This is a genomic window from Candidatus Methylacidiphilales bacterium, from assembly GCA_028713655.1.
Lineage (GTDB): Bacteria > Verrucomicrobiota > Verrucomicrobiia > Methylacidiphilales > JAAUTS01 > JAQTNW01.
Genome location: JAQTNW010000067.1, coordinates 1 through 9,114, shown reverse-complemented (window position 1 = coordinate 9,114; position 9,114 = coordinate 1). Strand labels below are relative to the sequence as shown.

Below are 9,114 nucleotides of genomic sequence, written 5' to 3'. Positions count from 1 at the left end.
GAAGGGCTGATTCCGAAGGATTCGATTGTGACCGTGACGCTGACCGGCCATGGCTTGAAAGTCCCGGACACAGCCATTTCAGTATGCAAGCAGGAGCTCATTCCGGTCGAACCGCGGGTGGAAGCGGTGCTTGAAGCGATCCAAGGGTGAAGGGATGCGCTTTCTCGCATCCCATTTATTCAGAAAGCAGACAGCCTGACGGGATTCACTTGTCAGGAGTCAAGGACTGACCCTATAAATGCAAAATGTACTCATGGCGCAGGCGTTTGCGCCCTCGATGATCAAAAAGAAATGGGGCCGCATCATCGCGATTTCAACCGAGTGCGCGATGCAGTGCCTGCCGACACAATCGGCGTATGTCGCGGGCAAGCGCGGATCCGACGGGGTCTTGCGGGTGCTGGCGCGCGAAATCGGGAAGCACGGCGTGACGGTGAACCAGGTGGCGCCCGGTTGGACGATCAGTGAGCGCGACCGCCTGAGCGGAACGGAGAGGCAGAAGGCTTATGAACGAAATGTTCCGCTGAACCGGCGGGGTGAAGACCGGGAAATCGCACAGGCTGTCGCCTTTCTCGCGTCCGATCTGGCCTCGTTCATCACCGGAGCCTGGCTTCCGGTCTGCGGCGGGAATGTCATGCCGGCGATTTAGCAGGACATTGGAGGAGTGGACCGACGCATTTCTGTCAATGTCAAGCCGCCTGCTCGCGACGGATGTCGGAGTTGACCCCTATCGCTCGTCCCGCATCAGGCATGACCTGCACCGGCGCGACTCCTGGCAGGAGCGTAGCGACTAGCAGGAGGAGTGACGCTAAAGGCTGTTGAGTAGATGGCATGGTTCGCCTATTTATCTACAGGGGGTATATTTGTGATGATTTTATGCACTAGTTTGCCCCCTCGAAGCAAATAAATTCCCGAACCGATCAAGAGGAGAAACCATCCCCCATTTCTAGAAGCCATTATAAAATAATGATGATAGAGTTCGAATTTACGCTGTACATCTGGATTGCTGGCGTCTTTTTCTGGAGGAATTGGGTCGCTAGAGTTAGAGGCGGAAATTACCGAGTAACTGCGGTAAGGGTAGGCGACTGAAATGAGCGCCCCAGTAATTACGGCAAACTTAAGTGATAGGATGATGCAAATTAATCCCACTGTTCGAATAAGCAGCCAAGCTATGTCTTTCATAATCTTCCTATAGCTAACGTAGCGTTTAGCCGCGGGCGCGCTTGCCGGCCCGCCCTGGAACATTGCACATTACGTTCACCTTTTCTTCAAAGAGCCGAAATGCAAGCGTGATCCGTAGGCTACAACGACTAGTTAGGCGATTCATCTTTAGTTCTCAACGGTTACGTCCTATGGGATTCTCTCTGGAAGTCTGCTGCCCGAGCTGTTGTGCGAGCCCGATGAGAATTCCTTCGGGACCCCGGATGTAGCAGAGCCGATACATGTTTTCATACTGGACTACTTCGCCGACGAGCTTCGCGCCGTGTGTGCCGAGCCGGACAAGCGTATCGTCGATGTCCTCCACGGTGAACATGACGCGTAGGTAACCGAGCGCGTTCACTGGGGCGCTGCGGTGATCGGCGGCCACGGGCGGCGCAAGAAAACGGGACAGCTCGAGCCGGCTGTGACCGTCCGGTGTACGCATCATGGCAATCTCGACGCGCATGTCGCGCAATCCGGTGACCCCATCTGCCCAGTCTCCTTCAACAGTGGTACGCCCCTCGAGATGGAGACCCAGTTCGGTGAAGAACTCAATGGCGGCATTGATGTCTGCCACCACGATGCCGACGTTGTCCATACGCATGACAGTCATGATGTCTCCTTGGCGCCGTCGGCGTTCAGCGATCCCCTACAGCTCGTGAGGACCAGCATGGGGCGTGACAGCTCTGCTGGCATGGATCCCATGCGACATTACCACAAAAGTCTGGTGCTGTAGGGGATTCGCTGGAACGCATGGTTCGGCTTTTCAGGCTCCCAAATCTCTTCTCAACTGGCGAAGATGATTTTCTGCGACGTCAAAAATCTCTACAGCACAAACTCTACAAATATTTTCTCTGCCTGTGATCGTTTGCTGTGCCAAGTGGGTTTCTCCTGGTTGAATCGTGTGGGTTTTATTTGGGTGGCATTTGCGTGTGCCTACCGCTGTTTCTATTGTTAGGTGTTTGAGTATGTTTCGTGTTTTAGCCATAGATATTTTATTTCTGCCGAACAGTATTGTTCTGCCGCGCGCGGCATTTTACCTGCAATTGCCGCACAGATGTTCCTATTTCGTCCAGGGCCTTGCATCCTTTAAACTTACACCCGCTTGCACCCCCAAAACAAGGTGAAATTGGGTGTAAACTCCAAGTTTAAGGTTTCAGTGTTCAGTTTGAAGTTGGCTGTTAGTTATCTGAATGAATCCGCGCCTTTGGCGCTCACAAGATGCACCCCCTTCAGTTCCCCCTTGTCAGAGGGATAGATGCGGCTGCGCCAGTTCCAAGCGTACTTTGCGATCTTCCTGTTAAACGTGCTGTATTTTAAACTTTGTTTTCAGGAATTGGCCAGTTCGCGCGAGCGGCGCGCCGCGGCCCGGATGGTTTTGCCCAATTGCATCGCCAGATCCCCGCCTTGCAGAACGCCCAGTCCCGCCTCGGTTGTGCCGCCCTTGCTGGAAACCTGTTTGATGAGTTCCTGCGGGCTCATTTGCGTTTCCTGCAACAGTCGCGCTGTGCCGCGCATGGTTTGGAGGGCCATCGGATAAGCCAGCTCGCGCGGCAGTCCTTCCGCACTGGCGGCCTGAACAAGCCAATCCAGAATCTGCGCAAAAAAGGCCGGTCCTGATCCGCTCAAGGCGGTCACCGCGTCCAGATTTTCTTCAGCTACCGGAAACACAAGCCCTGCAGCCCCGAAAATTCTCTCCACAAGCTGGCAGTGGACTTCGCTGGCGCCGGAATCGGCCGCATAGGCGGTGCAGCCTTCACCCGCGAGCAACGGCGTATTGGGCATGGTGCGGATAATGGGCCTGCCCGCGCCCAGGCCTTTTTCCAGTCGTTCGAGCCGGACACCGGCGGCGATGGAAATATAGAGCGCATTTTGTTTGGCCTGCGCCAGTTCGGGGAACAAATCGGGGATTTGCTGGGGTTTTACTGAAATGAGAACGATGTCGGCCTTTGCGACGGCTTGTGGAATGCTGTCGGCCCAATTCAATTTGCCTTCGGGGTCGAGGGCGAGAAAGGCGTCGCGGCTGGGCTTGAAATTATCGGTCCCGGTGATGGCCGGGGCCTGGAAGACATGATTGGCGAGCAGGCCGCGTGTGATGGCACGGGCCATATTGCCGGTTCCGACGATGGCGAGTTGCATCCGGCAAGACTACGCCGCAACTTCGTCTGTCCAAGCTGTTTTTATCGAGGCATGCGGGCAGGCTCACGCGTCGAGGCTTGCCCGTTGCAATACCGGGCGAGTGCGAACCAGCAACCCGCCATCAGGAGCAGGTAACAGGCGGCGGCCGGGAGGACCAGGCAAACACCGAGACCCACCAGCGCGCAGAGTGAGCCCAGTCCGATGGAACAACTTTTGTAGAAATGAATTTGATTAAACATAAGCGGGCTGGCTCCGGACGAATTCCGACAGTTGCAGGCGGTGCTTGAGCCGGACGATGGGCGCGAAGCGCCGGTTGGGTTTGGGCCAGGCGGCGGAGAGGGGGCGCTCGCAATGCAGGCAGGCCTCGCCGTTGGCCTGCCAGTCGGCGGCATTCATATCTTCCTGGCAATGGTGGCAATGAATCAGGGTGGTCATGTGAACTCCTTTTCTTTTGTTGTTGAGTCCAGCCTGCCATCTGGGGTAGGACATTGGCTGTCCTATGACAAAAAATATTTCACAACAATCGTCGCGCCCACCGCTCGCCCGGATGATGCGCCTGCATGAGGAATTGAAGGAGGGTCGCTACCCCAACTGCTCCGGACTGGCGGAGGAACTGGAGGTGGCGTCCAAGACCATCCGGCGGGATTTTGATTTCATGCGGGACCAACTGGGGCTGCCGATCGAGTATGACAACCGGCGTTACGGTTATTATTACACCCAGCCTGTGGGCGCCTTTCCGACCTTGCAGGTGTCGGAGGGCGAATTGGTCGCGCTGTTTGTGGCTCAGAAAGCCCTGGCGCAGTATCGCGGCACGGTGTTTGAAAAGCCGCTGGGCTCGGCCTTTCGAAAACTGGCGGAAAGCCTGCCGGACAGGGTTTCGGTGCAGGCGGGAAGCTGGGAATCCTATTTTTCATTTAAAACGCTGGGGACTCCGGTGGGGGATCTCGAACTTTTCTCCGCCTTGAGCCAGGCCCTGAGGCAATCGCGCAAGGTCACGTTTGAATACAGGAAGCTGCGCGGAAAAGCGCATGAAACGAGGAAGGTGCGGCCCTATCATCTGGCTTGCGTTGACAGCCAGTGGTATTTGTTCGGCTATGACGAGGGGAGGGAGGGCATCCGTACCTTCGCGCTGCCCCGCATGCGCAACCTGCGCGCGGGCGCGGAGGAGTTTGAACGGCCTGACAATTTCTCGCCGTCGGAGTTTTTATCCGACAGCTTCGGGATTTTCAGCGGCGGGAAAAAACAGACGGTCCGGATTCGTTTTGACGCCTTCGCCGCGCAACTCGTGCGCGAACGCATCTGGCATTCATCCCAGAAAATACGGGAGTTGAAGGATGGGGAAATCTGCCTGTCGCTGGTTTTGGGCAGTTTGCAGGAGGTTGAGCGCTGGGTGCTGAGTTGGGGGGATCATGCGGAAGTGCTGGCGCCGCTGGAATTGCGCAAGGAGGTGGCGGCAATCTGTCGCCGGATGCAGGGCCTATACCGCTCGATCTGCGGGAAATCAGCGGCGTGAGGATATAAAGACGGTTTGCATGCCGGCTTTGGCCGCAGCCTGAAGGCCGGCCTCGCCATCCTCGAAGACGAGGCATTTTTCCGGCGCCACCCGCATCAGCCGGGCGGCGAGCAGGAACAGGTCGGGCGCGGGTTTTCCGTGTTCGACATCCTCGGCCGCCACAATAATTGGAAACACACCGCCCAATCCAACGAGTTCGAGCGTGCGATTGACCACGCGCTTGAATCCGCCGGAGGCGACGGCCACGGGATGGGTTTGGCTGATTGTGCGGGCGAAGCACACCACGGGTTCAATGGGAGTGACCTGATGCAGATTTTGCATAAAGAGTTCCTCCTTGTGCCGGGAAACCGTTTCCGGATTGAGGTTGGTTTTATATTTATCGTTCAAGAGCGTAACGATGCGGGGGGTTGGGACGCCTCCGAGGCTGTAGAACAGATCCTCGGTAAACTCAAAAGGGGCGCCGGATTCCCGCAGGGCTTGCTGCCATGCGACATAATGGGCGGGCATTGTATCGGCCAGGGTGCCGTCGCAGTCAAAGATATAGCCGTCAAATTCACCGGGTGGAATCTCAAGTTGCATCGGGGGCCGAATTTAATGCAAACTGGGAGAACTCCAACCTATTTTTGAATAGATTTCACTGCAAACCATCGCTGCGCAAGGGAATCGGGGGTAGGCTGAAGTATGGAAGAATGAAAGTTGCCTAAGGCCTAAAAAATTCTAGGTTAGACATGCCGGTACAGGATCAGGCGGCTTGAGCATCAACTATGATTTTGGCGAATAAACTGGAGGATTTGGTTCCCAATGCGCAACTGGGCCACTACACCATCATCGAACATGTTGCGGAGGGCGGGATGGGCCATGTTTTCAAGGGCTTCGAAGCCAGCCTGTCGCGGGAAGTCGCCATCAAGGTATTGAAGGTGGAATTTGCCGAGGATCCCGAAAAATTAAAGGCCTTCGACCTTGAGGCCCAAAATATCGCCGCACTGCGGCATCCGAACATTGTGCCGGTTTATTTCGTCGGCCATGAGGGGGAGCTGCATTATTTTGTCATGCCGTTCATCACCGGCTCCACATTGGATGACTGGGTGGAGGGCACCGTTAAAATGAACGCGGACCAGGCGACCTGGGTGATGAACCAGGCTATTGATGCCCTGGACTGGGCCTTCCAGCACAAGGTGATCCACCTGGACATCAAGCCCTCGAATTTCCTGGTGGACAACAGCGGCGTGATTTTGCTGACGGACTTCGGCCTTGCGCGGAGCATGGGCGGGGGCCTGATGGCGAACGACGACGAGTGCTTCGGCACGCCGGCCTACATGTGCCCCGAACAGATCCTGCAGCAGGAGACCGACCAGAGAAGCGATATTTATTCGTTAGGCGCGACGATTTACCATCTCATGACCACGTCGTTTCTGTACGACAGCGAATCGGTCAGCGAACTGGTCCAGGCGCATCTGGACCGTCCCTTCCCGCACCAGGCTGCGGCTGCGGCGGGGTTGTCGCCAGGATGGATCACGCTGCTGGATAAAATGACGCAAAAGAATCCTGCGGACAGGTACCAGAACTACGAAGAACTGCGGCATGCCGTTGCGAATGTGGACCGTCTCGCCCTGCGTTACAGCAGTGAAGAGGCCGCGCCCGTGGTGAAAAAAATCCATGTTCCCATCCGCGCTTCGGAACCCCGGGAGTTTGCCTATGGCCTCTTGTCCGTCCGCTGCGCTTCGTGGACAATCAGCGCGCTGGACCACGGCAGCCAGAGGACGCTGAAGGAAATCGAGATCGCCATTGAAAAGCCTGTTCGTCCGCTGGCGGTAACAGCCCTGCTCAAGCCATTGAAGGAAATTGAAGCCGCGAGGGAAAGCGAGGTGGGGGACCTGGCGGAGGCCCTGACGCTGCTTCCGGAGATGGACGACTTTTTGCAAAAGCTGGCCCGCACCCCGTTTTCGGCATCGCCGGACTCCGCAACCAACCGCCGCAAATCCATCCGCGCCTTGGGAACAAGGCTTTCCTCCCAGTTGATCCTCACCAGCCTGATGATGCGGAACGATTTCAAACCGCCGTCTGACTTCCAGTGGCACGGCCTTTGGCAGCATAGCATCAACACCGGCATCATCGCGGACTGCCTGCTCGCCGTGATTTCCGGTGATTTTATTCCGGACAAGGGCTGGCAACCCGCCGGCAAGCACCTGACATCGATCATGCACCATTCGGTTCTGAAGGCGCGTACGCAGGCCTATTTTGCGGGGTTGGCGCATGATATCGGCAAGTTTATCCTGGGAGAGGTGGCGCCGTATCCCTACTACTGCGCCATGCGGGCGGCCATTGATCAGGATTGCATTCTCGCGACGCAGGAGAAAAAACTGATGCAGATGGATCATCACGAGGCCGGAGAGCAGTGGCTGTCGCGCAATGGTTTTGACGCCAATATCCGCCAGGCGGCCTCAAGCCATGGGGACCTTGAAAAAAAGACTGGGCTGGTCGCCAGCGCCGTAGCCTTGGCCAATCAAATGGCAAAAATATACGGATTGGGGTACAGCGGCAACCCCATGGTTGAGCGGCGCGACTTGTGGAACACCCGCGCCTGGCTGGAATTGCTGGCTGTCGCCAAGGATCCCCGCATGACGCCTGAGTTCATGGAGGAAAAATTCCTTCCGCTGATCGGGCATATTCCGTTGCTTGCTCAGGCGGCGCCTTGATTCTTGCGGATTCGCTTCACAAGCGCCGTTTTTTTCTGTCAAATAGACGAATGCAAGTAACATTGACACGCGAGTTTACGTTTGATGCGGCCCAGGCGCTGACCATTTTCCCGGAAGGCCACAAATGCCGGCGTTTGCACGGCCACACGTTCCGGCTGCAAGTTTCGGTAAAGGGGGAAATCGACCCCAAAACGGGGCTTCTCTACGACCACGCAAAAATCAAGGAAGTGTTGCAGCCGCTGCTGGAACAATTGGACCATTCCTATCTGAACGAAATACCCGGCCTTGAAAATCCCACTTTGGAGATGCTCTGTGTCTGGCTTTGGGAAAGGTTGAAGGGCAAACTCGCGGGTCTGAGCGAGGTGGCCTTGTGGGAAACACCCGGGGCCTGGTGCCGTTACAGCGGAAATTAAGCCCCTGAAGCCTTTTATGAAGACATTTGCCGCTATAACATTGATAGGAAAGGACAGGTCCGGCGCAATTGCCGCAGTCACGCAATTCCTTTTCCAGCACAAGGCCAACATCGAGGCCCTTGAGGAACAGGTGTCGCGCGGCCAGTTCAGCATGACGTTGCAGGCATCATGGGCGTCCCCGCTTTTCAGCGAGCAGATCCCGGTGGTCCGCAGCGGGCTGCAGCAACTGGCGCGGCGGCTCAAAATGGAATTGAAACTGGACGTCGCGCCACGGCGCGAACGCCAGCGCATGGCGTTGTTTGTGACGAAAGAGCCACATGTGCTGGAAGCAGTGCTGGAGGCGGTAAAAAACAAAACCATCCAGGCCGACCCGGTCCTGGTATTGGGAAACCGTGCGGATTTGAAACCCGTGGCCCGAAAATACGGCCTGCCGTTTTACCGGGTGGATTACAGTGAAAGAAGCCAGGCGGAACACAGGACGCTGCAGATTCTTGAAAAGGAGAAGATCGATTTCATTGTGTTGGCGCGTTTCATGAAGATCCTTTCACCCGACTTTGTATGGCGTTGGAAGAACAAGATCATCAACATCCATCCCTCGCTTTTGCCCGCATTCCCGGGCGCCTCCGCCTACCGTCAGGCCTATGAAAAAGGCGTGCGAATCGTCGGGGTGACGGCCCATTTCGTGACGCCGGATCTCGACCAGGGGCCGATCATCTGGCAGGAAGCCTTCCAGGCAAAACCAAACGAGCCTTTGCACTCCATTTCAAATCGCGGCAAGGCCGCGGAATCAAAGTGCCTGGTCAAGGCCCTGAGTTTGTATTTGAAAAACAGGCTCGATGTCCACTGGGGCCGTGTCTATGGAAATTGATTGAACAGAAAGGTCGTCTCGTATGGCAATGGGAATAAATAACATCAAAATTGTCGCGGTGCTTCTGGTGATTGGAGCGCTGCTTGCAGGATATTTGTATATGAAGGGCCAAAAACACAGCATGCTGTCATCGCAGGCTACAAGCGCTGGCTATGGGACGGACTATCTTGCGTTAAAGGCCGAAAATACGCTGCTCAAAAAAATGCTGGGGCAGGTGGAAGGCGATGTGGTCATTTTGGGCCCCGTTGGGACCGAAGGCAAAACCAATGGCAAGCTGGTCTGGGACAA

The 9,114-nt window shown here is 56.2% G+C and carries 12 protein-coding genes; 6 read left to right on the top strand and 6 right to left on the bottom strand.

What is annotated here, in order from left to right; translation table 11 throughout:
* Positions 1-253: 253 nt before the first annotated feature.
* Complete coding sequence (locus tag PHD76_14720) at positions 254-646, top strand: SDR family oxidoreductase (GenBank protein ID MDD5263093.1); 393 nt, start codon at positions 254-256, stop codon at positions 644-646.
* A gap of 191 nt (positions 647-837) precedes the next feature.
* Here the strand turns inward: PHD76_14720 and PHD76_14715 are convergent, their stop codons facing one another.
* From PHD76_14715 to PHD76_14695, 5 genes are all read right to left on the bottom strand, one after another.
* The gene (locus PHD76_14715; protein MDD5263092.1) at positions 838-1,179 is read right to left on the bottom strand and encodes a hypothetical protein; all 342 of its coding nucleotides are present in this window, start codon (positions 1,177-1,179) and stop codon (positions 838-840) included.
* 154 nt (positions 1,180-1,333) lie between these two features.
* Positions 1,334-1,795: a VOC family protein gene (locus tag PHD76_14710; GenBank protein MDD5263091.1), complete on the bottom strand. Its 462-nt coding sequence runs from the start codon at positions 1,793-1,795 to the stop codon at positions 1,334-1,336.
* A gap of 731 nt (positions 1,796-2,526) precedes the next feature.
* Positions 2,527-3,336: a pyrroline-5-carboxylate reductase gene (proC, locus tag PHD76_14705; GenBank protein ID MDD5263090.1), complete on the bottom strand. Its 810-nt coding sequence runs from the start codon at positions 3,334-3,336 to the stop codon at positions 2,527-2,529.
* Positions 3,337-3,377: 41 nt separating this feature from the next.
* On the bottom strand, positions 3,378-3,575 hold the full coding sequence (locus tag PHD76_14700; GenBank protein MDD5263089.1) for a hypothetical protein: 198 nt from the start codon (positions 3,573-3,575) through the stop codon (positions 3,378-3,380).
* On the bottom strand, positions 3,568-3,771 hold the full coding sequence (locus tag PHD76_14695) for a hypothetical protein (protein MDD5263088.1): 204 nt from the start codon (positions 3,769-3,771) through the stop codon (positions 3,568-3,570). Before PHD76_14695 ends, PHD76_14700 begins: the two co-directional genes overlap by 8 nt.
* A 64-nt stretch (positions 3,772-3,835) precedes the next feature.
* Between PHD76_14695 and PHD76_14690 the strand changes: the two genes are divergently transcribed.
* On the top strand, positions 3,836-4,849 hold the full coding sequence (locus PHD76_14690) for a WYL domain-containing transcriptional regulator (protein ID MDD5263087.1): 1,014 nt from the start codon (positions 3,836-3,838) through the stop codon (positions 4,847-4,849).
* Here PHD76_14690 and PHD76_14685 read toward each other — a convergent pair.
* A complete protein-coding gene (locus PHD76_14685; protein MDD5263086.1) occupies positions 4,838-5,428 on the bottom strand; it encodes an HAD family phosphatase in 591 nt (196 codons plus the stop codon). The genes PHD76_14690 and PHD76_14685 overlap by 12 nt on opposite strands.
* 185 nt (positions 5,429-5,613) lie before the next feature.
* On the opposite strand from PHD76_14685, the gene PHD76_14680 reads away from it, so the two are divergent.
* The 4 genes from PHD76_14680 to PHD76_14665 all read left to right on the top strand — a co-directional run.
* On the top strand, positions 5,614-7,545 hold the full coding sequence (locus PHD76_14680) for a protein kinase (GenBank protein ID MDD5263085.1): 1,932 nt from the start codon (positions 5,614-5,616) through the stop codon (positions 7,543-7,545).
* A 50-nt stretch (positions 7,546-7,595) separates the two neighbouring features.
* On the top strand, positions 7,596-7,958 hold the full coding sequence (queD, locus tag PHD76_14675; GenBank protein MDD5263084.1) for a 6-carboxytetrahydropterin synthase QueD: 363 nt from the start codon (positions 7,596-7,598) through the stop codon (positions 7,956-7,958).
* A 16-nt stretch (positions 7,959-7,974) separates the two neighbouring features.
* Positions 7,975-8,826, top strand: a complete 852-nt coding sequence (locus PHD76_14670) for a formyltetrahydrofolate deformylase (protein MDD5263083.1) — start codon at positions 7,975-7,977, stop codon at positions 8,824-8,826.
* 22 nt (positions 8,827-8,848) lie between these two features.
* Positions 8,849-9,114 (top strand): hypothetical protein (locus PHD76_14665; protein MDD5263082.1); only part of this gene is annotated, 266 nt, incomplete at its 3' end.

Coding starts and splice junctions, on each gene's coding strand:
- PHD76_14680 (MDD5263085.1), top strand. CDS start 5,614: ATGATTTTGGCGAATAAACTGGAGGATTTGGTTCCCAATGCGCAACTG.
- queD (MDD5263084.1), top strand. CDS start 7,596: ATGCAAGTAACATTGACACGCGAGTTTACGTTTGATGCGGCCCAGGCG.
- PHD76_14720 (MDD5263093.1), top strand. CDS start 254: ATGGCGCAGGCGTTTGCGCCCTCGATGATCAAAAAGAAATGGGGCCGC.
- proC (MDD5263090.1), bottom strand. CDS start 3,336: ATGCAACTCGCCATCGTCGGAACCGGCAATATGGCCCGTGCCATCACA.
- PHD76_14700 (MDD5263089.1), bottom strand. CDS start 3,575: ATGTTTAATCAAATTCATTTCTACAAAAGTTGTTCCATCGGACTGGGC.
- PHD76_14690 (MDD5263087.1), top strand. CDS start 3,836: ATGACAAAAAATATTTCACAACAATCGTCGCGCCCACCGCTCGCCCGG.
- PHD76_14695 (MDD5263088.1), bottom strand. CDS start 3,771: ATGACCACCCTGATTCATTGCCACCATTGCCAGGAAGATATGAATGCC.
- PHD76_14710 (MDD5263091.1), bottom strand. CDS start 1,795: ATGGACAACGTCGGCATCGTGGTGGCAGACATCAATGCCGCCATTGAG.
- PHD76_14685 (MDD5263086.1), bottom strand. CDS start 5,428: ATGCAACTTGAGATTCCACCCGGTGAATTTGACGGCTATATCTTTGAC.
- PHD76_14670 (MDD5263083.1), top strand. CDS start 7,975: ATGAAGACATTTGCCGCTATAACATTGATAGGAAAGGACAGGTCCGGC.
- PHD76_14715 (MDD5263092.1), bottom strand. CDS start 1,179: ATGAAAGACATAGCTTGGCTGCTTATTCGAACAGTGGGATTAATTTGC.